Source organism: Niallia sp. FSL W8-0635 (assembly GCF_038007965.1).
Classification (GTDB): domain Bacteria; phylum Bacillota; class Bacilli; order Bacillales; family Cytobacillaceae; genus Niallia.
The window spans coordinates 686,619-711,782 of the sequence record NZ_JBBOYD010000001.1; the positions used below are offsets into that span (position 1 = coordinate 686,619).

Sequence of the window (25,164 nt, forward strand, 5' to 3'; positions counted from 1 at the left end):
CCCCCTAAAAAAAGCTTGCAGGTTACGTTGCGTAATCTAATATAGTTGCATTATACCATATATAGGAAGAGGGATGAGGATGGAGAACAAGCAGACTAATTGGAAAGAACAGGATCCATGGGGGAGTAAAGAATTTATTTTATTAATGATACTGGAGTTTATTTTTGTCCTTGGCTGTTTAAAGTTCATTGTTTCATCGATGTATGCACAATTTTTTAATAATGATTTATATGCAGGTACACTTATGGGGTTAACAATAGCGAGTGTTTTACTAACAGGTGTCTATTTTATTGCCCTCCGTCCAAAAGCACTTTCTTGGCGTGAAGTAGGAATAAAGAGGTTTTTTAAGAAAGATTGGAAGATAATAGTTGTATTTTCTGTTATTTTACTTATTGGCGCTATAATCATTGTTGTACTTACTAGTTTTATAGGAATTTCGTGGGAAAATGGTAAGACAGAATCACTAAAACAAAACGTAGATTTCTTTACAGTTTTTATTGCCTTTGTATCAGCGGCAGTGATTTCACCAATATATGAGGAAATTTTTTATCGTGGATTTTTATATCGCTGGTTACGCACTCGTATGGGGATTTTTGGAGCGATTCTAATTAGTTCAGCTATTTTTACTATTATCCATATCCCTACCTATAATGCAATGCCAGTTAATTTTTTCAGCGGTATCATTTTTGCGCTAGCGTATGAGCGAACGAATTCGATATGGCCATCTGTAATGATTCATGGTATTACGAATGGAATGATGGTTTTGTTGACAAGTTTGGGATAAAGATAGTTTTTTAGTAACCGAAACACGCCACAAAAGATATACTTTATCAAATAAAAAGGGGTACAAAAGATCACTTTGGTACCCCTCAATCATTATTTAAAACACTTTCGTCGTCCAATCCTCACAATTCCAAATATCTGTCGCAATGTCACGATAGAAATCAGGTTCATGGGATACCATTAAGATGCTTCCGCGATATTCCTTTAATGCACGCTTCAGTTCTTCTTTTGCATCTACGTCCAAGTGATTGGTAGGCTCGTCGAGAATTAATAAATTTGTTTCTGTGTTTAAAATTTTACATAAGCGAACTTTGGCTTTTTCGCCACCAGATAGGACTTCGATTTTACTTTCAATATGTTTTGTTGTTAATCCACATTTTGCAAGAGCAGCACGGACTTCCGCCTGATTCATACTTGGGAATTCACTCCAAATTTCTTCAATACAAGTGTTATAGTTGGACTCTTTTACTTCCTGCTCGAAGTAGCCGATGTGTTGATAATCACCGCGTTCCACTGTTCCTGAAATTGGGTTGATTAATCCAAGAATACTTTTTAGAAGGGTAGACTTACCAATACCGTTTGCACCAACGAAGGCGATTTTTTGTCCTCGTTCCATTTTCAAATTGAGCGGGCGAGAAAGTGGTTCGTTATAACCAATAACAAGATCTTCAGCCGTGAAAATCCAACGACTAGCAGCACGAGCTTCTTTGAATTTAAACTCTGGTTTTGGCTTCTCTTTTCCTAATTCAATAATGTCCATTTTGTCGAGCTTCTTTTGACGAGACATCGCCATATTACGAGTCGCAACACTTGCCTTGTTCCGAGCAACGAAATCTTTCAAATTAGCAATTTCTTGTTGTTGACGCTTGTAAGCAGACTCTAGCTGTTGCTTCTTCATTTCATGTATTTTTACGAAGTTATCATAGTCGCCAGCATAGCGATTCAACTCTTGGTTTTCCATGTGATAAATCAAATTAACAACATTGTTAAGGAATGGAATATCATGTGAAATCAAAATAAATGCATTCTCATATTCCTGTAAATAGCGCTTCAACCATTCGATATGCTGTTCATCCAAATAGTTTGTAGGCTCATCTAGTAATAAGATTTCAGGTTTTTCTAGCAATAGTTTAGCTAGCAAAACTTTCGTACGTTGCCCACCGCTAAGATCAGCTACATCTCGATCAAGTCCAACATCGTCTAATCCTAGACCACGAGCAACTTCCTCCACTTTTGAATTAATTTGATAGAAATCATTACTGTCTAACGTTTCTTGTAGTTCTCCAACTTCTGTAAGTAATGCATCGATATCAGCACCTTCATCACCCATTTTTGCATAAAGCTCATTAATCTCTGCTTCAGCATCGAATAGATATTGGAAAGCAGTACTCAATGCTTCACGCATTGTAGTCCCTTTTTGAAGGACAGCATGCTGATCTAAATAGCCAACACGAACTTTTCGTGACCACTCCACTTTTCCTTCGTCAGGTTGTAGCTTTCCAGTAACAATATTCATGAAAGTAGACTTACCTTCACCATTTGCTCCAACTAGTCCAACGTGTTCTCCTTTTAAAAGTCGAAAAGATACATCATTAAATATTGCTCGATCACCGAAACCGTGACTTAAACCTTTTACGTTTAATACGCTCATTTTTTTAACCCCTTCTTTTATATCACATGTAGATATCATACTAGATTTATATTAGATTTTCTAACTTGAAATTATTATTTGTGTAAACTGAAATTCGATTATGGAATTATACTTACTTGTGCATCTCACAAGTAGGATAAAAATCTATTATACAATATGATAGGAGGTTTTCCTATATGGGAATAGGTGAATAAAAAATGAAATAATTGGTTGAGTTCTAAAAGAAAATTTTAAGATGTACATTCTATACTAATTTTAAAAGGAAAAGAAAGAGAGGGTAGAGAATAAATATATGGGATAAGTAAAACTCATTATTAGAACTATAGTTCAAATGCTTTATTCATGTAATTTTCATAAAAAAACGTAGTAAGAGGAGGAAACGATGGAGAAATTAACTTTTCATAACCCGATTTTAGAGCCTGGGGCAGATCCGTGGGTGTATAAGGATAAAGATACTTACTATTTTATGGTCACAAAAAGGACGAGGCTTGATTTATGGAAGTCATCTACATTAAGTGGTATGGCACAAGGTAATTGTAAAACGATTTGGACTGCTCCGAGTGAAGGAATCAATTGTGCTAATATTTGGGCTCCAGAAATTCATCAGATAAATGGGAAATGGTATATATATTTCACAGCAAATGACGGAATAGGCGATGATCAATCAAGGAAGATTTTTGTGCTAGAGAATTCGGAGGAAGATCCGTTTAACGGGGAGTGGGTAGAAAAAGGATATGTAAATACAGAATACCCTGGTTTAGATGGAACGATTTTTGAAAATAAAGGCCGACTTTATTTTGTATATGCTGGATATGGAAACTTTCCTGAGTATGGATCAGCTCTCTATATAGCTGAGATGGAAAATCCGTGGACGCTTACTGGTCCGAACGTATTATTGTCAAAACCTGAGTATGATTGGGAAAAGCAAGGTGGAATGGCGATTAATGAGGGACCTGTAATGTTAAAGAGGAATAATAAGTTGTTTCTAGTCTATTCTGCTAGTACCACTTGGTCTGATGATTATAGTTTGGGTATGTTAACAACATCAGAGAATGAGGATGTCATGAATCCCGAAGTTTGGCTTAAATCTACAGAGCCTGTATTTAGGAAAAGTATCGAAAATAAGGTATTTGCTCCTGGCCATAATAGTTTTACACAATCACCTGATGGGACAGAAGATTGGATAGTTTATCATGCTATCTCCGAATCAGAGGGAGGAAGCCAGCGACGAAGTACCCGAATACAAAAATTCAATTGGAATGCCGAGGGTTCCCCTGATTTTGGAATTCCATTAAGTATATCAGCACCGATTGCCATTCCTTCTGGTGAGTGATAAGTAGGGAACTGAGGAATTCGGTAAGGAAATGTTCGCTACTGTTAAAAATTCCAAGAAGATAATGATTTAAAAGTAAATGGTGAGGTAGGGTCCAAGACTTTTACTGAATTAGTTACATAAGATAGTAAGCGTTTTCTTTATAAATGAAGGGCAATTGTCTATCATTTATGAATGGAAAGCAATAGAGTGAAATAAAGAGGAGGGTGCTTAATGTCTGTTACACCCTCCTTTTGTGTGCATATATATATTCTTTAATGGAAAACAATTGAAATAGCGCTATATATCAATAACAATGCCATTATTAAATTAAATGTTTTCCGATGCTGTGATAATGCTTTCTGAAAAATAGTGCCAAATAAACTCCAACTTAATGAACTTAGAAATCCAATAATTCCTAAGAATAATGAAAAGAGAAAATAACTAAAGTAAGAAGTATAATAAGGTAATAGGAAGGTTGATACGACTGTAATTCCATACAAAATTCCTTTTGGATTAATAAATTGGACCAATGCACCTATAACGAAAAGATTTTTGGCATTCTCTTCACTTCTTTCATTATTCATGTCTTTACTTGTAATTGTTTTATAAGCTAAAAATAACAAATAGCCAACGCCTAAAATGGTTAATGGGATCTTTACTATTGGCAAGATGTTTATAAGCAAAAGGTTAAAAATACTAGACATCAAGGCAAGAACAAAAAAGCCTACTGCAACGCCAAGGCTGAACTTAATTGTTTTTTTAAACCCATATTTATTTGCAAACGACATTGCCATAAAATTATTTGGACCTGGAGTAAAGCTACTAACTAATACAAACAATAAAAATGATAACAAGGGCATCATTAATTCTCCCATTTTTTTAGTATGTTATAATGTACGAAATTACCGATATAGCTTACGTTTGTTATATTATACAAAGTGTGTGTTAAATTGTAAATTGGTTGGAGGTAATTTCATGGAAGAAATTCAATTTATTTTGGCAAGAAATTTAAAGGCTATAAGAGAGAAGAAGAAACTTAGTTTAGAGAAGGTTTCAGAACTAAGTGGGGTTAGTAAAGCTATGATAGGACAAATTGAAAGAGGAGATTCAAGTCCAACTATTACAACCATTTGGAAAATTGCTAACGGACTAAAGCTATCCTTTACATCTCTTATTAGTGCTCCTTCACTTGATGCGAAAGTTGTTTTAAGGAATGAGTTACAAGTAATGCCTGAAGATAATGGAAGATATAGAGTTTATCCAGTGTTTCCATTTCAAGAAAATAAACGTTTTGAAATATATACCGTTGAAGTTGATCCAGAGGGGAATTTAAGTTCAGTTGGGCATATAGATGGAACAGAGGAATTTATAACTGTATTTGATGGAGAAATTGATATTACCGTAAACGAATATAAATATAATTTGAAAAAAGGTGATTCAATAAGATTCAAGGCAGATAAGCCCCATATATATTCTAATGCAGGACAGGCATTATCTCGTTTAAGTATGATAATATACTATCCAGATTAATACATTATAGTTTTTTAATCAGTATCTACCTAAATAATTTGTACTAAGAAATGGAACGTAGAAATGGTGTATGAAATTTTGCTCAAATTTATATTTTTAAGATTCCATACAATGGGCTGGATTCATAGTGATTCAGTCTTTTGTTATGTCCGTTAGTTTTTTATTTCAGATGGAACAGTACCTAATCTTTTTTCTTTATATATGCAATGGGACAATATAGTTAAGACATAGAATGACTATTTTAAAGTATAATATGGAAGTATTCCTTTCATCATTTGAATCATATAGGTATGTATGGAACAGAAATAAACAATGAGAAAGGACTAAACTAGAATAGCCCTTATACAGCAGTATACGAGAAGAAGAAAGGTAAAGCATATGAGTATAATAAAGGATTTTTTGCTACAACTAACGCTGATGGTAGTACCCATATTTATTAACTTTTCAATTGTTTTGGAAAGGGTTAAAAGTCATAAAAAAAGAAACATTATCATGTCCATTTTATGGGGAATATCCATATTATTTTGTATGTCGTTCCCAGTGAATCTTGGTCAAAATGTCCGGCTAGATTTAAGGATTGTTCCACTAATATTAGGGAGTTTATACGGAGGATTTTGGTCTTCAATTTTTCTATCAGCCCTTATAATAGCTTATCGACTTTATTCTGGTTTTGGAATAGGGTTTTATAATACAGTTCTTGTTCTATTATTATCCATACCAGTTATATTAATTTTTCAAAAATATTTTGCTAGGGCGGAAAAACGTAAAAGAGTGAAAATAGCAGTTGGTCTTTCGCTTTACTACTGTTTTATAGGATTTATCATTTTTATTATACTAAGAGGTTTTTCTATAGAGTATGCTGGTGTACAGATTATTCAACTTATCTTTGGAGCAATAGCTACATGGTTCTTCATTATGTTATATGAGACGCTCATTGAAATTAACCATATTCGAACAGAATTGCAGAATGCGGAGAAGTTAAAGGTGATCAGTGAATTAACAAGTGTATTTGCGCATGAAATTAGAAATCCGATGCAAGTTGCACGAGGATTTCTACAACTACTAGATGAGCCTGATTTGCCTAACGGAAAAAAGGAATACATACAAATATCATTAGAAGAATTAGATCGTGCAAATGAAATTATTAATGATTTTTTAGCTTTTGGAAAGCCAGTTATTAATAATAATGAAAGAATGGAAGTAGGCTATCAATTACAACGTGTTGCAAAAATCCTTCAAAGTTACAGTCTGAATCATAATGTTCAGATTAAAACTGATATTGTTGAAGATTGTTGGATATTCGCTAATGGTCAAAAATTCAACCAGTCATTGATTAATATTGTAAAAAATGCGATAGAATCGATGCCGAATGGTGGAATGGTTTGGATTACATGTACTCCTACGAATGATGGATTTATAAATATTAGCATTAAAGATCAAGGAATTGGGATGACAAAAGAGCAAATGGATAGGCTTGGCTACCCGTTTTATTCATTAAAGGAAAGTGGGACAGGATTAGGAATGATGGTAAGCTATCAAATTATTCGATCTTTCAAGGGGAAAATAAAAGTAAAAAGTGAAAAAGATAAAGGAACAGAATTTATTATTCTTTTCCCAAAAATAAACTAATACACTAACGATTAGATTGATTGATTGAAGTATCATGAATGTTTTTTACCCACTGTGAGATAAAAACTGAAAGTAATCACTATCCAATAAAATGGAATAAATTATGTAAATCAATTTCTGGATTAAGTGGAAATGAGTTTTACAGAGGGTTTTTTATGGAGAAAACAAAACCGTATGGTACGGTACTTTTAAAGGCTGCGAAGATTATGGATTCTCTTGCTGAGAACCCAAATAAAACTCTACAAGATATTTCTATAGCAACAAATATGACTAATTCCACCACATTAAAAATATTGGATACACTCTTATTAATTGGTTATGTGTGTAGCTAGAGAACTAAAAACTATCATTTAGGATTAAAACTTATTCGTTCACTATGCCAATCAATATATCAATCAAACCGATTTGGTAGAATTGTTTTTGCCTTATTTAAAAAAGCTGCAAGAGTCAACTGATGAAACAATATATTGAGAGTACCATTACTAATTCCATAAAATTGTTATCTGATTACAAAAAATTCGAGAAACAGGAATTGCTTATGAGGATGAAGAAATGGAGAAAGATATTTTCTGTATAGGAGTTTCTCTGAAAAAAGGAGAGATGATTATTGGTACTTTTAGTGTAAGTGTCTCGAAGTATCGCCTAACAGAGAACTTTAAAAATCAAATTATTCAAGTAGTCGCCGAAACGAAGGATGAGTTGGAGCAAGTATTGACTCATTAAAAAACGCTTCGGCGACTTTTTTTATAAAAACGTTGCTTTTATCTTTTAACGATGTATAATAAAAAACAATAATTTCCTAATTATAAAACATTAATTTCCGAATAAGAAATTAATGTTTTTGTGAAACGAGTTCAAATCTTACAACGTTTAAAAGATGCTGGAGTTGTGGCTGTTATTCGTGGAAATACAAAGGACGAAGCAATAAAAGCAAGTCATGCGGTCGTAAAAGGGGGTGCTGATAACTCTTGATATACTCTTATCAAGAGTTGCCAATTGAAATGGGTTACACAATCTTAGAGCCAGGCAGTGATTGGAATACTATGCAAAGTCATACGCATGAATGTCGAATGGAGGCGTATGGATATTTTGATATGAACTAGGATGCTCGCATCTTCCACGTGATGGAAAGCCAGATGAAACCAAACACTTAGTTATGAGCAATGAACAAGCAGCTATTTCACCTAGCAAGTCTATTCATTCTAGGGTTGGTGCGAGTAACTACTCATTTGGTAATGGAATTGGACCTGGGTATATGCGACTCCACAAACAGCGCCTCTTAGAGAAAAACAAGAGGATGGGTTCCCGTCATCCATTTCATTGCAAAAACTCCGGCTGTCCGTTGGGGAGAAACGGAGAATCTTGCTGGTACAACAGTATTTCTATCGTCTAGGGCATCGAATTTTGTTAACGGTCATTTCCTCTATGTAGACGGTGGAATACTGGCGTATATTGGTAAACAATCTTAAGAGGGTAAAGATACAAGATGTAGCCTTCTTGTATCTTTTTTTGAAAAGCTTTTTGAAAAGCTGAAAATAACCTGACATAGGTAAACGTAAAGTCTATTTAAATAATTATAGGAAGTAACAAAATGGAGGGGAAAAATGTTAACACTCAGATTGAAAAACAAAAAAGGTAAAGTAATAAGTGAACGATTTAATGAGACAGAAACTTATTTAGCATATAAAGAATATATATATCAACCGGGAGATTATATTGAAGTAGCTGTAGATAAGGTTCCTTCGTTTCTCTGGATACAAGTTGATGAAGCACTTGCTCCAAGCTTGATTTACTTAACCAAAAAAACTTGGAGGTATAATATAATCACAGATAAAACATTAAAGCGTGCATTTTCACCAAAAGTCTTCAGTGGTGAACGTCATTATATAACGGCGAGGTTAGCTTCAACGCAAGATATCAATACATATAGAAATTTGGCTTTAAATCCGCATGATCAAAAAGAAGCTACCGGAGCTTTTCCTCATGCATTTGCGAATATAGAAACGAGAAATGATTCAACATTCTTTGCTCGCAATGCGATAGATGGAATAATTGCAAATGAGAATCATGGATCTTTTCCATATCAGTCATGGGGAATAAATCAGCAACCAGATGCGAAAATAACAATAGACTTTGGTCGATTAGTAAAAATGGATAAGATTGCTCTCGTTTTAAGGGGAGATTATCCACATGACAGTTATTGGATAAAATGTACGGTTGCTTTTTCAACAGGTGAGGAACGGATTGTTCATCCAACGAATAATTTAGATCGTCAGTTTTTTGAATTTGGAGAGATAACGACTAGTTCTGTTACATTAAAAGATTTGATTAAACATGAGGACGATTCACCATTCCCAGCTCTTACACAAATTGAAATATTTGGGAGAGATATAACTGAATAATAAATTAATAATAGAAAGTCTATATCGTTAATCGAAAAACGATATAGACTTTATTTTTTGTTTACATGAACGAACATAATCATTTAATTAGGGATTGGAGAGAAATATTAAAAAATTATATCTATTTTAGAGGTGTAATTAGCATGAGGCAAGGGACTTCGGTAATTACTCCATATCAGCTATACAAGCTTATAAATATAGTAGTAAAAAATTAATACCTGTACAAATGAGTATTATTTATGTGCGATTCCTTTAGGGACAGCCTTATTTTGTAATATCTGGAAAGATACAATCTATTACAAGATATAGTAGAATATTTTTTAGATTACGCTTGCATTTTTTTGAAAATTATAATAAAATGTTAACAACTTAATATATTAACATGTTAACATATTAAGTTTTGACTATGGGGGGTGAGATTGCTATGCCTAAGTACTTGCAAATCAAAAATAGTCTGCTCCAAAAACTTACTAATGGTGAATTCCAACCAGGGGATAAGTTTTATAGTGAGGCAGAACTCAAAAGAGAGTTTAATGTAAGTAGTATTACTGTTATTAAAGCAATTACAGAACTTGTGAATGAAGGATATTTAGTTCGTTATCAGGGGAAAGGTACGTTTGTATCGAAAGCCCGACGAGGGAAAATTGTAAAGTTTACTGAAAAGGAAAATGTTCAGCATGATGAAGAAAATGTAAAGGTAATTGAAATTGAATTGATGAAAGACCCGCGTATAGCAAAAGAGTTACGGATTGCAGATGATGAGTCTTTTTATTCGGTAAAAAGAATCAGGTATAGTGATGGATGTGCATTTATTTTGCAAAATACATTTATTTTACCGGAATTCATAGAGGATGAAGAGATTAGTAGTTTAGAGAAATTTGAATCAATTTATGAAATGATTAGAAATAAGTTTGGAATAAATCTTTATCAGGCAGATTTTACAGAAACATTTGAAATTATATTTCCAGTTCCAAAAGAAATAAGAACCCAAATTGAGCTTGAGGAGGCTGCACCTGTTGTATTTACGAAAAGACATACTTTTCTAAAGGATGGCAAAGTGGCCGAATATATTGAGAGTTATAAACGTTGGGATTACTTTAACATAAGAATCGATTCAGTCTAATATGGGAGATAGATAAATGAATATAGTTATACTTTCACATAATGGTGTGGCATCAGGATTGAAAACATCTGCACAAATGATTGTAGGTGAATCCAATTCGATAAAGACAATTGAGCTAACAGAAAGTGGCGTCGAGGCCTTTACGAAAGAAATACAAGAATTTCTGCAAAGTGAGGTCATAATTAATCAAGAAGACTATCTAGCGTTTGTAGATTTGAAGGGCGGCACTCCCTATAATCGAATTGTTCAGGAAACATTGAGATTAAATCTTACAGAAAAGGTAAGAATCATTTCAGGTGTAAATTTACCAATGCTTTTGGAATCACTTTATTTTGAAGGTGATCTCACGCTACTAGAGGAAAAAGGGAAAAGCACAATCGAATTATGTCAATTGGAAATTAAAATATCTAATTTAGATGAATAGGAGAATATGATCAATATGGCTAATATTGAATGGTGGCAAATAATTTTATTAACCCTTTATTCGGCATTTGCGATTTATGATGGAAACAATACAACATTTGGATTTGTTAAACCCACAATGGCAGGTTTTTTTGCAGGGTTAATTTTAGGGGATATACAAACTGGACTTATTGTTGGTGGTACATTGAATCTACTTGTTCTTGGCGTCGGAAACTTTGGAGGTGCATCAATTCCTGATTATATGACAGGTGCACTGCTTGGTACAACATTTGCAGTGTTGAGTGGGGAAGGTGCAGAATTTGGTGCAACATTAGCCGTTCCGATTGGTCTTTTAATGGTTCAATTAGATGTATTGGCTCGTTTTACAAATACATTCTTCCAACATCGTGCAGAAAAGATGGTAAAGGAAGGGAAAACAAAAAAGGCAACTTATATGAATATATGGGGAATTGTTCCTACATCACTTTCTCGAATGATTCCAGTATTTTTAGCACTTGTACTAGGTTCTCACTTTGTTCAAGATGTTGTTAATTGGATTCCGGTTTGGTTAATGAAAGGATTATCTGTTTCTGGTGGTATTTTACCAGCGCTAGGTATCGCTATTTTGTTAAGGTATTTACCGATTAAACCTAACTTTGCATTTTTGTTAATTGGATTCTTTTTAGCAGCTTATTTAAAAGTACCTGTTCTTGGGGTAGCAATCATTGGGGTAGCACTTGCACTTATTTATCTGCAATTTTTCGCAAAAGAGGAAAAAGAAGTTCAAGTTACACAAGCAGGAGGAATGGGTGATGAGTAATAATGTGGATAAAGAATTAAATCAGGTCTTCTGGAGATGGTACTTCTTAGGACAAGCGGGATGGAATTATGAAAAGATGCAAGGTTTAGGTTATTATTATAGCATTTATCCATTATTGGAATCAGTATATGGAAAACAAGAGGATAAAGAGGAACTAAAAGAAGCATCTTTGAATCAGCTACAATTTTTTAATACGAATAATACAATGGCTCCTATGATTTTAGGGGTAAATACAGCACTTGAAAGCGAAGAAGGAATTAAGGCGAAAGAAGCAGTTACCTCCATTAAAACAGGTTTGATGGGGCCATTGGCTGGTATAGGGGACACATTATTTTTTATGATTCCAACTACTATAATTGGTTCAATTGCTTCTTATCTCGCCCTTAAAGGAAATCCTGCAGGGTTAATATTATGGCTTGTTTTTGGAATAGTTCGTTTAGTTTGTATGCGCCTGTTTGTAAAGGCGGGGCATAAAGAAGGAACAAAACTAATTAGTGAAATAGGCAACCGTTTGAAAAAAGTAACCAGTGCAGCGAATATTCTGGGGATTACAGTTGTTGGGGCGCTCATTCCAAGTGTCGTAAAAGCCACTTTTGGCTATCAATTTACCCAAGGTGAGGTCACACTAAAATTACAGGATATTGCTGATCAAATTATGCCAGGACTTGCTCCAGCATTGATTGTTTTTCTAACTTACTGGATTTTAGGACGGAAAAAGATGAATTCAACCAAAGTGATTTTTATGTTAATTGTGTTCGGAATTATTGCTTATAATTTGAAAATTTTCGGATAAATAGGAGTGCTATAATGGAAGGAATCGTACATTTGCGAGTAGATGATCGTTTAATTCATGGTCAAGTTGCGACGAGGTGGGCAACAGGACTGAAAGTAAATCGAATAATGGTTATTGATGATAAAGTAGCAACAAACGAAATGGAAAAATCGGTGTTAAGGATGGCAGCTCCTACTGGTGTAAATACGTCAATTCTAACTGTTGAAAAGGCTTCTGCTAATATTAAAAATGGGAATTATCAAGGTCAACGTGTTCTTATCGTGATAAAGACTCCAGAAGTGGCCGTCCAACTGTTGAATGCAGGGGTAAATGTGAAGCAAGTGAATATCGGAAACCTGTCTAATCGACCGGATACTGTTCAAATTAAAAAATCTGTTAGTCTATCAGATTCAGAGAGAAAAGCAGTGGAATTTCTTTTAGAAAAGGGTGTAGAGGTCACAGCACAAATGGTTCCTGATGATCCTGGAACCAATATTACTTCCTATCTATGAGGTGGAAAAATGGTAGAGTTAGAGTTACAAAGGATCAAGGAGAAGTTGATCGAATCAGGTAATCTATTAACAAAAAAGGAAATAGAGAAAGAGCTAGATTGGATTTGCCAAAAGTTAAAGACTAATCTAGAGCGATATCAGGATAAATTTCCATCTGCAGAAGCGACAAATGGTAAATATCGTTTGAAAAATAACGATGATTGGACTAATGGTTTTTGGACAGGTATGTTGTGGATGGCTTATGAATACACCCAGGATGAAACTTTTAAAAAGGCAGCGCTTGATCAAGTGAAAAGCTTCGAGCGTCGATTGAAAGAAAATGTTGTGTTAGAACACCATGATCTTGGTTTTTTGTATAGTCTATCTGTTGGGGCAGGATACCGAATAACGAAGAATGAAGAATTTATTCCGATATTAAAAGGAGCAGCAGATAAATTACTTGAGAGATACCAATCAAAGGGTGGATTTTTACAAGCGTGGGGATCTTTAAACAATGAAGAAGAATATCGACTTATTATCGATTCCTTGATAAATTTACCTTTGTTATTTGATGTTTGGCGATTAACTAGTGATGGAAAATACTATGAAAAAGCTGAAAATCATTATCATCAAGTTTTAAATCATATTTTTAGAGAAGATTATTCTACGTATCATACGTACTATTTTAATCCTGTAAATGGGGAGCCTTTACGTGGAGCAACTCATCAAGGATATCGGGATGACTCATGCTGGGCGAGAGGTCAGGCTTGGGCAGTTTTAGGATTGCCTCTTAATAACTATTATGCACCATCGTTGCGAAATGAAATTGTTTATCAAAAAGCAGTCAATTATTTTCTATCTAATCTTCCTAAAGATATTGTACCTTATTGGGATTTTGCCTTTACAAAGGAAGATGGTCAAATACGAGATAGTTCAGCACTCGCCATTGTTGCTTGTGGACTTTTATCTGCTAAAAAGGTGAACCTATATCCTAACGCAGACAAATTAGCGGCTGGAATGGTAAAAGCTTTAAGTAAATCATATACATCAAAAGATGAGGAAGAAACTGAGGGTTTACTATTGCATGGTGTTTATGCATATCAGGAGGGAAAAGGGGTAGACGAACCAAATCTTTGGGGAGATTACTTCTATATGGAGGCATTATTTCGTCTATTAAGACCAACTTGGGAAACTTATTGGTAAAAAAAGATATATTTACATGTTTATGAAATGTTATAGGAGGTTACAATGACAAGCTTTCAAATTGCTAAAGAGTTTTTGTTGAATGGAGAGGAATTTAAAATTATTTCAGGTGCAGTTCATTATTTTAGGGTTGTACCTGAATATTGGGAGCATAGCCTCTTCAATTTGAAAGCACTTGGCTGCAATACAGTAGAAACCTATATTCCTTGGAATTTACATGAACCACAGGAAGGTACTTATAATTTTGAAGGAATAGCTAATATTGAAAATTTTGTAAAGACTGCTGAAAAGCTTGGATTATATGTTATTTTACGACCATCACCCTACATTTGCGCTGAATGGGAATTTGGAGGGTTACCTGCATGGTTGTTAAAAGATCCATCTATTCGAATTCGCAGTAGTTCTTCTAATTTTCTAACAAAAGTTGATTCTTATTATCAATCTCTATTTGAAGTGATTCGTCCGTTACAAGTAACTCACGGTGGACCTGTTATTATGATGCAAGTTGAAAATGAGTATGGATCATTTGGAAATGATAAGCAGTATTTAAAAAGGTTAAAAGAATTAATGGTGAAACATGGGGCTGATGTTCCTCTTTTCACTTCTGACGGAGCATGGCATGAGGCTTTGAAAGCGGGAAGTCTTTTGGAAGAAGATATTTTACCTACTGGGAACTTTGGATCAAAGTCGAATCAAAATCTAGATCAATTAGCTGATTTTCACCAAGAAAACAATAAAGCATGGCCACTTATGTGTATGGAATTTTGGGATGGCTGGTTTAATCGTTGGGGAGATGAAATTATAAGACGTGATCCAGAAGAATTGGCTGATGAAGTGGAGGAATTGTTACTACGTGGAAGTATTAATTTATACATGTTCCACGGCGGCACAAATTTTGGTTTTATGAATGGATGTTCAAGCCGCAATAGTATCGATTTGCCTCAAGTCACCTCTTATGATTACGATGCCCTTCTAACCGAATGGGGTGAACCAACAGAAAAATATTTCGCAGTACAAAAGGCGATTAAAAAATCAGTTGGGAATTGTTGGCAGGAGACGCCGCGTGATTTAGTTAGGAAAGATCTTGGAAAAGTAAAGTTAAACCGGAAAGTATCATTATTTAATACGCTGTCAACTATAAGCCATAAAGTATATCATACCCATACTTTAACAATGGAGGAACTAGATCAAAATTATGGCTATATTTTATACCAGACAACGATAGATAATAGAGAACAACTTGATAATTGCCGAGTTGTCGATGCGAATGATCGGGTACAAGTTTTTGCTGATAAAAATTTAATTCATACAGAGTATCAAGAGACGCTTGGCAGTTCTTTTGTTTTACCAAAAGAGACGAAAGAACTAAATATTTTAGTAGAAAATACTGGACGAGTAAATTATGGAGGAAGATTACTTTCGCCAACACAGCGAAAAGGGGTTCGTTCTGGGGTCATGATTGATATTCATTTTCATATGAATATTGACCATTATCCATTATCGCTAGATGATTTAAGCAAGGTTGACTTTACCAATGGCTGGGAGGCTAATCAACCAGGTTTCTATGAATATATTTTTGAATTAGATGAATTGGCAGATACATTTCTAGACTGTACTGGATTCGGGAAAGGGATAGCAGAATTAAACGGCTTTCATTTAGGACGCTACTGGAATATTGGTCCAACCGGCTCGCTGTATATACCTGCTCCTTTATTAAATAAGGGTAAAAACCGTTTAATTATTTTCGAAACAGAAGGCATCTATGCTGAGGAAATTCATTTTTCACATCAACCAAAATATATACAACCAAAATAGGTATAGATAATATCTCCCCTTAGAGTAGACAGAACTATAAATAAAAATCAGTCTATACTTCAGGGGGGATTTTTTAGATAGGATAAGTTTCAAAAAATAAAAGCTACATCTGTATCTTTCTAATAACAGTAGAAACATTAGGGTTGTTATTTAAAATTAATAGAATGTACTAGGTTTGTAAGGATTATGGGGAAATTGGTATAGATAACTATACAAAACGGAAGGGATAGAAAGAACGGATAGATGGAGACCGAAACTAAGGAGGAAAAAGTGTGAAAGTGATGGAAGTGAAAGATTATCAGGAAATGAGTCATGCGGCAGGTAAGTATATTATTGATAAGGTAAAAGCGAAGCCGAATATCACTCTAGGACTAGCAACAGGCGGTACTCCAGAAGGAACTTATGAATACATAATCAATGACTATCAGGAAAATGGTACTTCTTATCGAAAAGTGACGACCTTTAACTTAGATGAATATATCGGTTTAAAAGAAAGTCATCCAAATGGATATAGACATTACATGGATACAAAATTATTTAATCATATCAATATAAACATTTCTAACACGAACATTCCAAATGGGGATATTCAGCATTTCAAGGAGGAATGCCTTCGATATGAACAATTAATTGAAGCACATGGTGGAATTGATCTTCAAATTTTAGGAATTGGCAGTAATGGACATATTGGTTTTAATGAGCCAGGGACAAAATTTGGAACGAAAACGCATGTTGTAAAGCTTACAGATGCAACAAGAGAAGCGAATGCTAGGTATTTTCAAAAGTTCGAAGAAGTACCAGAATATGCAGTTACAATGGGTATTTCCTCCATAATGCAAAGTAAAGAAATTCTTCTATTAGTATCGGGGGAAACGAAAATAGAGGCAATGAAGCAACTATTAGGTGGAGAAGTTTCTGAAAGTTTTCCTGCTTCGATTTTACAATTGCATCCCAATGTTACAATTATCGCTGATGAAAAATCATTAATTGAAGCCAAGGTGCCCAGTTGAAACAAGCAAGTAAAGGATGATCCATCTATCCGATCCCTGTAATCTATCAAATAGAGGAACAAATCTTATAATGAAGTCATTTATTGAGTATGTTGTAAAATTAGTGAAGTTCTATTAAATTTTAGAAAGCTCTTGGATGGTGAAAATCATCTCGTAATAGATGGTATAACAATAAAAGTTGTAAGCGGTATCATTCGGTAGAGGAATTTCTATTTTTGATCAAGAAGGAAAATATAGAAGATGAAGTTAAGTGTTAATTAAATAGTTCTGCTATTTTAATTTGCACTTAATTTTAAAGCTGAGGAGGAAAATAAGTGCAAAAAGTAACGCGTATTTGTTTTATCGTATGTTTTATAATCAGTTTAGTTCTACCTTTGAGTAATGTTGCAGCTGAAGAAATACCAACTGAGAATTTAATACAAAACGGATCTTTTGAAACCACCACAAGTAACAGTAACTGGACAAATAGTATTGGACCTGCACATTGGAGTGATTGGATTCCGAGTGGTAATCCATTGTTAACGGTTGATTCTGCTATTTATCATGAGGGAGGAAAGTCCATCTCTATTCAAGCTTCTGAAACAAGCAGAGCTGATGTATTACAAGATGTGGATGTCAAACCTAACCAAGCCTATCAATTAGCATTTTGGTTCAAAACAGAAAATATCGAAGCATCTTGGGGAGGACTTTTTGTTCGAACACAATATTTAGATATAGATGGTAAAAAAGTTAGCGATGGACCATCCACAGAAAAAATAAAAGGTTCCCAAGATTGGAGCTCAAAGGAATTGAATTTAGCTATCCCAAAAAGTGCCAGTAAAGTACGGATAGAGCTATTTTTTGAAACAGCAAAAGGTAAAGCTTGGCTTGATGATATAACACTTAAGGAAACTGCGAAAAAGGTGACTGATTTTACATTAAAAGAAAAGGTAATCACGCTAGATATCGGCAATACTGTGACCTTGACTCCGGTTTTTACGCCTACTGATGTAACGGATAAAACCGTTTCTTGGACTTCCTCCAATGCTGATATTGCAGTGGTTAATGAAACTGGTGTTGTTACGGGGATTGCACCAGGGGTGGCAACTATTAAGGCAACATCAAAAGATGGTGGATTTACGGCAGAGAGTTTGGTTAGTGTAGACTCTGCTGAGACTCCTAAATTTTATGAAGAACTTCGAGTCAATTGGTTCAATAAATTAACGGGTAACGAACTATATGACGCTAGCAATCAGGATATGAAAACCTATATGGATAGTTCTGTAGAAAAGATTACAAACGATGATGGAACTGGTATATGGGATTCCATGAATAAGTCCAATGAGCGAACATCTTTGTGGAATGATAAAGCGAGTACAACTGATTCATCTCATATTACGACGTCCTATCAACGATTAAAAGATATGGCTCTTGCGTATTCTAGTAAAGGTTCAACATTGTATGGTAATCAAACGTTAAAGAACGAAATTGTTAGTGGATTAGATTGGTTGTATACCTATCGTTACAATGAAAATAAAAATGAGTATGGAAATTGGTGGGATTGGGAAATTGGAATTCCTCAAGCATTGAACGATATCATGGTGTTAATGTATGAAGATTTGTCTTCCACTCAAATTAATAAATATATAGGAGCTATTGATAGGTTTGTTCCAGATGCTACTAAACGAATTTCTCTTAGTGATCCAAACTTCCGTGAAACAGGTGCTAACCTTTTGGATAAGGCGCTTGTTGTAGCTCTTCGTGGTGTGCTTGGAAATAATAGCGCAAAAGTCTTGCAGGGTAGTGATTCAATCGGGAAAGAATATCTTTATGTTGATAGCGGGGATGGTGTTTATAAAGATGGATCTCTTGTTCAACACTATAATATTGCGTATACGGGTGGATATGGAGCAACTTGGGTTGGTCGTACAGCTGATATGTTATATTTGTTAAAAGATTCTCCATGGGATATAAAAGACCAAAACGTTAATAATGTGTTTAGCTGGGTAACTGATTCCTTTGAACCACTTATTTATAAAGGGGCAATGATGGACATGGTGTCGGGAAGAGGTATTTCTCGACAGAGTTCTAGTGATCATATAACTGGTAGGGCAACTATATTAAGTTTGCTTCGTTTGGCTGATGCTGCACCTCCTGAGAAGGCAGTGACCATTAAACAAATGGTCAAAGAATGGATTCAAACAGATACTACTTTTTCCAATTACGCTAATGGTTTATCGCTTTATCAAATGAATTTAGTTAACTCTTTAATGAATGATACGACAATTGAGCCTAGGGGAGAGTTAGTAAAAAATCAAATCTTTGCAGGCATGGATCGGGTCGTTCATCTTCGGCCTGGATTTGGTTTAGGGATTAGTCTGTTTTCTGATAGAATTTCAGGATTTGAATATGGGAATGGAGAAAATAAAAAAGGATGGTATACAGGGGCTGGAGCTACTTATTTATTTAACAATGATCTAACACAATTTAGTAATGATTTTTGGCCGACTGTAGATAGTTATCGATTACCAGGTACAACAACAGATCAATCAATAGGAACATTGAAGGATTGGGAAAGTTACTATAACCCAAGATCTTGGGTTGGAGGTGCTAATCTCAATGGAATTTATGGTACTGTTGGAATGGATTTTTCCCTTGAAAATTTAACAGGTAGCTCATTGCAAGGTAAAAAATCATGGTTTATGTTCGATGATGAGATTGTTGCATTAGGTGCAGATATTTCGAGCACCAATGACTCTAAAGTAGAAACGATAATTGAAAATCGACAATTGAATGAGGATGGTAATAATAAGCTGATTGTTAATGGAGAAGAAAAGCTTAATCAACTTGGAGATTCAGAGACATTAACCAATGTTAAATGGGCTCATTTAGAGGGAAATGTCGAAGGGGCAGATATAGGCTATTATTTTGCTGAATCCCCTAGTTTGAATGGATTACGTGAATCAAGAACAGGTTCTTGGAGCGAAATTAATAATGGAGGCTCCACTGAGTCTATTACAAGAAACTATTTAAGTTTGGCGTTTGATCATGGGAAAATGCCAACAAATGCTTCCTATTCGTATGTCCTTCTCCCGAATAAAGATGTTAATCAGACAGAAACATACAGTAGGAATGCCGATATAACTTTCCTTGCAAATACAGCAGCAGTGCAGGCAGTACAAGAAAAGACACTCGGGATAACAGCGGCAAACTTTTATAAAGAGGGAACAGTTGACTTTATTACTGTCCAAAACCCTTCCTCGGTTATGGTACAAGAAGCGGGGGATGGGTTAACTCTTTCAGTATCTGATCCAACGCAAAAACAAGATAAAATTATCGTTGAATTAAACAAAACGGGACTAGATATAGATAAAAAAGATGAAACAATAAAAGTCGTACAAACATCTCCAACATTAAAGGTTGAAGTTAATGTTGCTGGTTCGATAGGAAAAACGCATTCTATCCAGTTCATAGATAAGACAGCACCTACCGTAATAGCACCAAAATTACAAGACTTATATCGAACAGATTCACTCAATCTAGAGTTTGATATTTCTGATTCCTTTAGCGAGATATCAAGTGAAAAATTCAAGATGGATGGGATAGAGATAAGTAATCCAATAGAAATAAAACCTTTTTCACTATCTATAGGAAATCACACTATTGAAGTTACCGTAACTGATCTGGCTGGAAATGTTACAAACGAAACCTATAAATTAAAGGTTAAAATGGACATTGATCATTTAGATGAGGCAATTAACTATGGAAGGGAAAAGGAATGGATTACGAATGAAGGGATAGCTACGAGTCTACTCTCTAAGATAGGAACCCTTCAGGCTGGAAAGATGGAAAACAAACAAACACAGAATCGTTTGCATGCATTGGAAAATCAAGTTCGGGCACAATCTGGCAAAAAGATTAATACAGCCTATGCAAATTCTTTGCTTGAAGATATTTCTTATCTACTTAAATAGCTTAGGAAATATTTTAACCTTAAAATTGGGGTGATTGCCTCTATATTGGTACTAACTGACGTGAGAGAGACTGTGTGACATAAGCATTTCAACCAAAAATAAACACGAATATGTATGAGATTAATACGCACACATATTCGTGTTTATTGGTTTAGAAAAAGGTTTGAAAACGATGTGAAATGGAGCGGAGGACACTCGAATCCTGCGGGAAATAGAGGAAAGGCTGAGACCCCGCAGCATAGCGATTTCAATTTCCTCCTCTGCGCATCGTGCATCTGTAGCGCAATGGAACGACTAAGTTTTTACACTTGACTATATTTAAAAACATAAATAACCATCATAAGAAAGTAGCTTTATTTAAGAGCTAGATTAAAGATTGTTCGTCTTTACAGATTGGTTATTTAGTTTTATCCCAGCCACTTTTGCCAAAACATCATAAATACTTTATAGGTAAAAAAGTCACATTCTCCTGCATTTTTCTCATTCAAAGTTTAATATTATAGAAATTATCAAACTTTGAAGGCTTTATCTGTTTGATTATCTAAGTAGTGAGAATAAATGCTAAAAAAATTCATCCAAACGTAAACATTAGCAATTTTTAGGAAATAATATTCTTAATGAATGTTTAAAGGGTGGGTAGGATGAAAATAATGAAATATTCAAAGACATTATTGTCTTTGACCATGATAATGCCTTGGGTTACTGCGCTGTTATTAGGGAAGAAAACGTTTAAACTTTATTTGCCAGCAGGCATATTTATTGCTTTAATGGTAAGATTAGCGAATGTCGTCGCCAAAAAGCGAAAATGGTGGTGGTGGTATGAAACACTTCATCCTAGATTATCAGGAGTAATTCCTTTTATGCTTGGTCCCTTTTTTGTTGGTTCGATTTGGATATTAAAATGGACATATGGGAAGTTTTTTAGATATTTTGTCGTGAATATGCTATTTGATGGAATGTTTACATATGTTGGAGTGCCTATTTTAACAAAATTCGGTGTAGCATCATTAGTACGAATGAAAAAAATTCAATTAATGTATGTTTTTATATTTTTGACGTTAATCTTATATGCATTTCAATTTTTATATGAAAATTTCTATCTTACTAAGTGGAGACTTATTAAGATGGGGAAAAAATTCAATAAAATGCAGGGTTAAATAATAAATGGAAAGAATGAATCAAGAAATAGCTGATTCATTCTTTCCATTTTTACTCGTATTAAATATAGGGCAGTACATCTTGTTTTTCTGGAAAATGGTTAGCTATACAGACTTTATTTCTGCCAGAATTTTTTGCATAATAAAGAGCTCTGTCAGCATCATCAATAATATCTATTGCTTGGATAGTTGTTTCATTGTAGCAAGCTATTCCTATTGAAACGGTTATATGGATTTCCTCTTCTAAAGCATAGAAAGGATATGCCTCTACCGTCTTTCGAATGTTTTCTGCCATTTCTTTTGCTTTTTCCAAAGGACAATCTAATAATAATACGGTAAACTCTTCGCCGCCATTTCTACTGACAACATCATATGACTTGGTACACTTTTTTAATATTTCCCCAAGTTTTTTCAATATTTCATCCCCCTTTATGTGGCCATATCGATCATTAATTTTCTTAAAGAAATCAATGTCAATATAAAGGAGGGAAAGTTTTTCTTCCCTAGCATCTACCTGTTTTATTAAGGAATTAAAGAGATGGTCAAAATTTCTATAATTATTTAATCCAGTTAATCCGTCTGTAGTTGACTCATTTCTATATTTTTCAAACAGTAATTGAATCGATCTTAAGTGGTTTATGACATAAAATCCAATAAATCCCCCAAGATAGGAAATTATCCAATAGGTTGGAATTAATACAAGGAGAATATTCCATTCCTTAATTAAATAGATGGCGAAAATGGTAAAAATAAAATTATTCCAAGATAAGCATGAAATGATTTTGTTTTTTGTAGATATGGTACAACAAGTAAAGAATACTGCGCCAAGAGTAGATAAAGAAATGAGTGCAAGGGCACAAAAAGTTGCCAAATTTATACCCAAGAATAACCGCCCTATCATGATTAAAATCATGGAGATAAAGGCAGGAATGGCTCCTCCATAAAAAGCTAAAATCATAATTGGAATATGCCTGAGATCTATAATGGCATCATCAATATGGATACTATATTGCATGAGAATATTTCCGAGAATACCTCCTACAATCCCAGTTGTTAATTTCCTATTTATCGACGACTGTCGATTTAAAGGTTTTTGTTTGGTTATTTGACTATACAAAAAAAGTAATGACACCAATATTGAAAGATTAGAAACTAGATCTTTAATTATCATAATTTATCACCTGAATTAAAATAGTATAATTGTAAAGGAAATGGAATTTTCTTAGTATGGTCAATAATGGAAATAATTATTTGGGGAGAATAGGATAAAAAAGTTAACAAAAAGGATATTAATACAGATATTGGTAAAAATAAGAAGAGAACATTTGGATGTTTAAGGAGAAGGCAAAATGCATTTAGTTGTAATCATCATTATCCTCTTGCTAAATTGGAAGTATCAAACTGTCCATAAATGGAGAAAGTATCACACAACTATGTTATTTATTAGCTTATGTGATCTCCTATATCATTGTATTTGTAGTGATTTCAAATTGTGGAATTATAATCCAGATTGGCCAATATCTTCTCCAATTATAACTAATTTAATCTATTCATTAATATTTCTACCTGCGACCGCATTACTATTTTTGGCGAATTATTCTCCCCAAAAAACGATTCTCGCAAAAGGATTATATATGATGAAATGGATTATTATTTATATGATAGGTGAATGTATATTTGTTTTGACACAAAATATGACCCATACCAATGGTTGGAGTTTGTGGTGGTCATTATTATTTTATTTTCTTATGTTCCCCATCTTACTATTGCATCATAAAAAAACAAATCTTGCTTATGTAGTCAGTGCAGTTGTGATTAGTATCTTCATTATTATATTTGAGGTACCATTAAAGTAGTGCAGTATCTTTAAATAGGCAATACCTCTCACTTAACCCCAGGTAGAACATCGATTATTTCTACTTTTAGGAGAATAAGATATGGATTTTCTTTCCCGAAAAACAAAAGGACTTTTTTTTATATTAGTAGCTTTAGCGATTATAGAAATAATCGTTGGATTTACTGGTTCAAAAGAAAAATGGGAGATGCTTGTTACTCTTACGTTGCAAATTCTTCAGGTAATTTTGTTTCTTTTACTTATGGGCTTTCTTAATAATACGATTCGTCAGTCAACAGACAAAGAAAAACAGTATCGAAAATTACTGGATCTTTCACCAGAAGCTATTTTTGTTCATCGAAAAGGAAGGATTGCCTATACCAACGAAGCTGGAGCAAAATTATTTGGAATTAATAAACCAGTGGAATTAATAAATTTATCCTGGAAAGAAATTTTGAATGCTAAATCCTATGAAAGTTTAAGATTATCAAGTGATAAATATGAGATTGATCAGCAATTTAAAATCCATCATTTTAATTTATACGATGACGGAGGAAATATACGTTACATTGAAGCGAAATCAACCTATATCTTGTTTGATGGAGAACCGGCAAGAGAAGTCATTGCAAGAGACATAACCGTTCAGGAAACAAATAAACAAAGGTTAAAGAAATTATCTTATATAGATGCTTTAACCCAAATCCCAAATCGCAGAAGTCTGCTGGAACAGCTTGAGCAAATAATCAAAGAATCGAAACAAAACAATAAGAGTTTTGGAATTATGTTTGTTGATTTAGATGGTTTTAAACAAATCAACGATACGTATGGACATGCCAAGGGAGACTTTTTGTTAAAGCAAGTTAGTGAATACCTTAAACTTTGTGTAAGGGAAGAAGATACAGTTGGAAGGTTTGGAGGAGATGAATTTATCATAATTTTGCCCTATGCTGTACAAACGGATTGTATATCAATAGCAAAAAAAATAATCGATAATATGCCTTTATTTATCTCGGGCTATCATGATCAAGTGACATTAAGCATTGGAATTTCTCTTTATCCTCAAGACGCTAATGACCTTGATACAATAATGAAACTTGCAGATAAAGCTATGTATACTGCAAAGAAACGTGGTAAAAATAATTATCAGCTTTTTGGCAACAGCACGTAAATGCTTATAGAAAAACAAGATAACCTATCAGCATGGTAAAAAAATAGTTATATTTACCCCATTGCTTTCAAAAAAAATGATATATTTTAAAGTATGTATGAAGATT

At 34.1% G+C, this 25,164-nt stretch carries 24 protein-coding genes and 1 pseudogene; 22 read left to right on the forward strand and 3 right to left on the reverse strand.

The window, feature by feature from the left end; all coding sequences use genetic code 11:
• The first annotated feature begins 79 nt into the window (after positions 1-79).
• Positions 80-784: a type II CAAX endopeptidase family protein gene (locus tag NYE52_RS03415; RefSeq protein ID WP_341191783.1), complete on the forward strand. Its 705-nt coding sequence runs from the start codon at positions 80-82 to the stop codon at positions 782-784.
• Between the two features lie 96 nt (positions 785-880).
• On the opposite strand, the gene NYE52_RS03420 is transcribed toward NYE52_RS03415, so the two are convergent.
• A complete protein-coding gene (locus tag NYE52_RS03420; protein WP_341191784.1) occupies positions 881-2,434 on the reverse strand; it encodes an ABC-F family ATP-binding cassette domain-containing protein in 1,554 nt (517 codons plus the stop codon).
• Positions 2,435-2,816: 382 nt separating this feature from the next.
• On the opposite strand from NYE52_RS03420, the gene NYE52_RS03425 reads away from it, so the two are divergent.
• Positions 2,817-3,767 carry a glycoside hydrolase family 43 protein gene (locus NYE52_RS03425; protein ID WP_341191785.1) on the forward strand — a complete coding sequence of 317 codons (951 nt, stop codon included), beginning with the start codon at positions 2,817-2,819 and terminating at the stop codon, positions 3,765-3,767.
• 254 nt (positions 3,768-4,021) lie between these two features.
• On the opposite strand, the gene NYE52_RS03430 is transcribed toward NYE52_RS03425, so the two are convergent.
• Positions 4,022-4,609, reverse strand: coding sequence for a LysE family transporter (locus NYE52_RS03430; protein WP_341191786.1), 588 nt, complete (start codon positions 4,607-4,609; stop codon positions 4,022-4,024).
• Between the two features lie 115 nt (positions 4,610-4,724).
• On the opposite strand from NYE52_RS03430, the gene NYE52_RS03435 reads away from it, so the two are divergent.
• The 18 genes and pseudogenes from NYE52_RS03435 (at position 4,725) to NYE52_RS03520 (ending at position 22,056) form a co-directional block, all read left to right on the forward strand.
• Complete coding sequence (locus NYE52_RS03435; protein ID WP_341191787.1) at positions 4,725-5,279, forward strand: helix-turn-helix domain-containing protein; 555 nt, start codon at positions 4,725-4,727, stop codon at positions 5,277-5,279.
• A 417-nt stretch (positions 5,280-5,696) separates the two neighbouring features.
• A complete protein-coding gene (locus tag NYE52_RS03440; protein ID WP_341195100.1) occupies positions 5,697-6,908 on the forward strand; it encodes an ATP-binding protein in 1,212 nt (403 codons plus the stop codon).
• Between the two features lie 155 nt (positions 6,909-7,063).
• Positions 7,064-7,240: a helix-turn-helix domain-containing protein gene (locus NYE52_RS03445; protein WP_341191788.1), complete on the forward strand. Its 177-nt coding sequence runs from the start codon at positions 7,064-7,066 to the stop codon at positions 7,238-7,240.
• A gap of 220 nt (positions 7,241-7,460) precedes the next feature.
• A complete protein-coding gene (locus tag NYE52_RS03450) occupies positions 7,461-7,631 on the forward strand; it encodes a hypothetical protein (RefSeq protein ID WP_341191789.1) in 171 nt (56 codons plus the stop codon).
• A 120-nt stretch (positions 7,632-7,751) separates the two neighbouring features.
• Entirely contained in the window at positions 7,752-7,880 is a 129-nt protein-coding gene (locus tag NYE52_RS03455; protein ID WP_341191790.1) for a hypothetical protein, read from the forward strand.
• 26 nt (positions 7,881-7,906) lie between these two features.
• Positions 7,907-8,139, forward strand: a pseudogene (locus NYE52_RS03460) (5-dehydro-4-deoxy-D-glucuronate isomerase); the annotation flags it as partial.
• An 88-nt stretch (positions 8,140-8,227) separates the two neighbouring features.
• Positions 8,228-8,377 (forward strand): SDR family oxidoreductase, encoded by a 150-nt coding sequence (locus tag NYE52_RS03465; protein ID WP_341195101.1) that lies wholly within the window; start codon positions 8,228-8,230, stop codon positions 8,375-8,377.
• 135 nt (positions 8,378-8,512) lie between these two features.
• A complete protein-coding gene (locus tag NYE52_RS03470) occupies positions 8,513-9,310 on the forward strand; it encodes a hypothetical protein (protein ID WP_341191791.1) in 798 nt (265 codons plus the stop codon).
• 424 nt (positions 9,311-9,734) lie between these two features.
• Entirely contained in the window at positions 9,735-10,433 is a 699-nt protein-coding gene (locus tag NYE52_RS03475) for a GntR family transcriptional regulator (RefSeq protein WP_341191792.1), read from the forward strand.
• A gap of 16 nt (positions 10,434-10,449) precedes the next feature.
• Complete coding sequence (locus tag NYE52_RS03480; RefSeq protein WP_341191793.1) at positions 10,450-10,857, forward strand: PTS sugar transporter subunit IIA; 408 nt, start codon at positions 10,450-10,452, stop codon at positions 10,855-10,857.
• 15 nt (positions 10,858-10,872) lie between these two features.
• Positions 10,873-11,655, forward strand: a complete 783-nt coding sequence (locus NYE52_RS03485; protein ID WP_341191794.1) for a PTS mannose/fructose/sorbose/N-acetylgalactosamine transporter subunit IIC — start codon at positions 10,873-10,875, stop codon at positions 11,653-11,655.
• Positions 11,648-12,448 carry a PTS system mannose/fructose/sorbose family transporter subunit IID gene (locus NYE52_RS03490; RefSeq protein ID WP_341191795.1) on the forward strand — a complete coding sequence of 267 codons (801 nt, stop codon included), beginning with the start codon at positions 11,648-11,650 and terminating at the stop codon, positions 12,446-12,448. Before NYE52_RS03485 ends, NYE52_RS03490 begins: the two co-directional genes overlap by 8 nt.
• 14 nt (positions 12,449-12,462) lie before the next feature.
• Positions 12,463-12,939 carry a PTS sugar transporter subunit IIB gene (locus NYE52_RS03495; protein WP_341191796.1) on the forward strand — a complete coding sequence of 159 codons (477 nt, stop codon included), beginning with the start codon at positions 12,463-12,465 and terminating at the stop codon, positions 12,937-12,939.
• A gap of 9 nt (positions 12,940-12,948) precedes the next feature.
• Positions 12,949-14,121 (forward strand): glycoside hydrolase family 88 protein, encoded by a 1,173-nt coding sequence (locus tag NYE52_RS03500; protein ID WP_341191797.1) that lies wholly within the window; start codon positions 12,949-12,951, stop codon positions 14,119-14,121.
• Positions 14,122-14,166: 45 nt separating this feature from the next.
• The gene (locus tag NYE52_RS03505; protein ID WP_341191798.1) at positions 14,167-15,936 is read left to right on the forward strand and encodes a glycoside hydrolase family 35 protein; all 1,770 of its coding nucleotides are present in this window, start codon (positions 14,167-14,169) and stop codon (positions 15,934-15,936) included.
• A gap of 272 nt (positions 15,937-16,208) precedes the next feature.
• Complete coding sequence (nagB, locus tag NYE52_RS03510) at positions 16,209-16,946, forward strand: glucosamine-6-phosphate deaminase (RefSeq protein WP_341191799.1); 738 nt, start codon at positions 16,209-16,211, stop codon at positions 16,944-16,946.
• A 314-nt stretch (positions 16,947-17,260) separates the two neighbouring features.
• Positions 17,261-20,899 (forward strand): polysaccharide lyase family 8 super-sandwich domain-containing protein, encoded by a 3,639-nt coding sequence (locus NYE52_RS03515; RefSeq protein ID WP_341191800.1) that lies wholly within the window; start codon positions 17,261-17,263, stop codon positions 20,897-20,899.
• A 650-nt stretch (positions 20,900-21,549) separates the two neighbouring features.
• The gene (locus NYE52_RS03520) at positions 21,550-22,056 is read left to right on the forward strand and encodes a hypothetical protein (RefSeq protein ID WP_341191801.1); all 507 of its coding nucleotides are present in this window, start codon (positions 21,550-21,552) and stop codon (positions 22,054-22,056) included.
• Positions 22,057-22,117: 61 nt separating this feature from the next.
• Here NYE52_RS03520 and NYE52_RS03525 read toward each other — a convergent pair whose 3' ends face one another.
• Entirely contained in the window at positions 22,118-23,227 is a 1,110-nt protein-coding gene (locus NYE52_RS03525; RefSeq protein WP_341191802.1) for a diguanylate cyclase, read from the reverse strand.
• Positions 23,228-23,405: 178 nt separating this feature from the next.
• Here NYE52_RS03525 and NYE52_RS03530 point away from each other — a divergent pair, with 178 nt between their 5' ends.
• Positions 23,406-23,912: a CBO0543 family protein gene (locus tag NYE52_RS03530; protein ID WP_341191803.1), complete on the forward strand. Its 507-nt coding sequence runs from the start codon at positions 23,406-23,408 to the stop codon at positions 23,910-23,912.
• An 81-nt stretch (positions 23,913-23,993) separates the two neighbouring features.
• The gene (locus tag NYE52_RS03535) at positions 23,994-25,058 is read left to right on the forward strand and encodes a sensor domain-containing diguanylate cyclase (protein WP_341191804.1); all 1,065 of its coding nucleotides are present in this window, start codon (positions 23,994-23,996) and stop codon (positions 25,056-25,058) included.
• Positions 25,059-25,164: the final 106 nt, after the last annotated feature.

Coding starts and splice junctions, on each gene's coding strand:
- NYE52_RS03415 (WP_341191783.1), top strand. CDS start 80: ATGGAGAACAAGCAGACTAATTGGAAAGAACAGGATCCATGGGGGAGT.
- NYE52_RS03420 (WP_341191784.1), bottom strand. CDS start 2,434: ATGAGCGTATTAAACGTAAAAGGTTTAAGTCACGGTTTCGGTGATCGA.
- NYE52_RS03425 (WP_341191785.1), top strand. CDS start 2,817: ATGGAGAAATTAACTTTTCATAACCCGATTTTAGAGCCTGGGGCAGAT.
- NYE52_RS03430 (WP_341191786.1), bottom strand. CDS start 4,609: ATGCCCTTGTTATCATTTTTATTGTTTGTATTAGTTAGTAGCTTTACT.
- NYE52_RS03435 (WP_341191787.1), top strand. CDS start 4,725: ATGGAAGAAATTCAATTTATTTTGGCAAGAAATTTAAAGGCTATAAGA.
- NYE52_RS03440 (WP_341195100.1), top strand. CDS start 5,697: ATGGTAGTACCCATATTTATTAACTTTTCAATTGTTTTGGAAAGGGTT.
- NYE52_RS03445 (WP_341191788.1), top strand. CDS start 7,064: ATGGAGAAAACAAAACCGTATGGTACGGTACTTTTAAAGGCTGCGAAG.
- NYE52_RS03450 (WP_341191789.1), top strand. CDS start 7,461: ATGGAGAAAGATATTTTCTGTATAGGAGTTTCTCTGAAAAAAGGAGAG.
- NYE52_RS03470 (WP_341191791.1), top strand. CDS start 8,513: ATGTTAACACTCAGATTGAAAAACAAAAAAGGTAAAGTAATAAGTGAA.
- NYE52_RS03475 (WP_341191792.1), top strand. CDS start 9,735: ATGCCTAAGTACTTGCAAATCAAAAATAGTCTGCTCCAAAAACTTACT.
- NYE52_RS03480 (WP_341191793.1), top strand. CDS start 10,450: ATGAATATAGTTATACTTTCACATAATGGTGTGGCATCAGGATTGAAA.
- NYE52_RS03485 (WP_341191794.1), top strand. CDS start 10,873: ATGGCTAATATTGAATGGTGGCAAATAATTTTATTAACCCTTTATTCG.
- NYE52_RS03490 (WP_341191795.1), top strand. CDS start 11,648: ATGAGTAATAATGTGGATAAAGAATTAAATCAGGTCTTCTGGAGATGG.
- NYE52_RS03495 (WP_341191796.1), top strand. CDS start 12,463: ATGGAAGGAATCGTACATTTGCGAGTAGATGATCGTTTAATTCATGGT.
- NYE52_RS03500 (WP_341191797.1), top strand. CDS start 12,949: ATGGTAGAGTTAGAGTTACAAAGGATCAAGGAGAAGTTGATCGAATCA.
- NYE52_RS03505 (WP_341191798.1), top strand. CDS start 14,167: ATGACAAGCTTTCAAATTGCTAAAGAGTTTTTGTTGAATGGAGAGGAA.
- NYE52_RS03520 (WP_341191801.1), top strand. CDS start 21,550: ATGAAATATTCAAAGACATTATTGTCTTTGACCATGATAATGCCTTGG.
- NYE52_RS03525 (WP_341191802.1), bottom strand. CDS start 23,227: ATGATAATTAAAGATCTAGTTTCTAATCTTTCAATATTGGTGTCATTA.
- NYE52_RS03530 (WP_341191803.1), top strand. CDS start 23,406: ATGCATTTAGTTGTAATCATCATTATCCTCTTGCTAAATTGGAAGTAT.
- NYE52_RS03535 (WP_341191804.1), top strand. CDS start 23,994: ATGGATTTTCTTTCCCGAAAAACAAAAGGACTTTTTTTTATATTAGTA.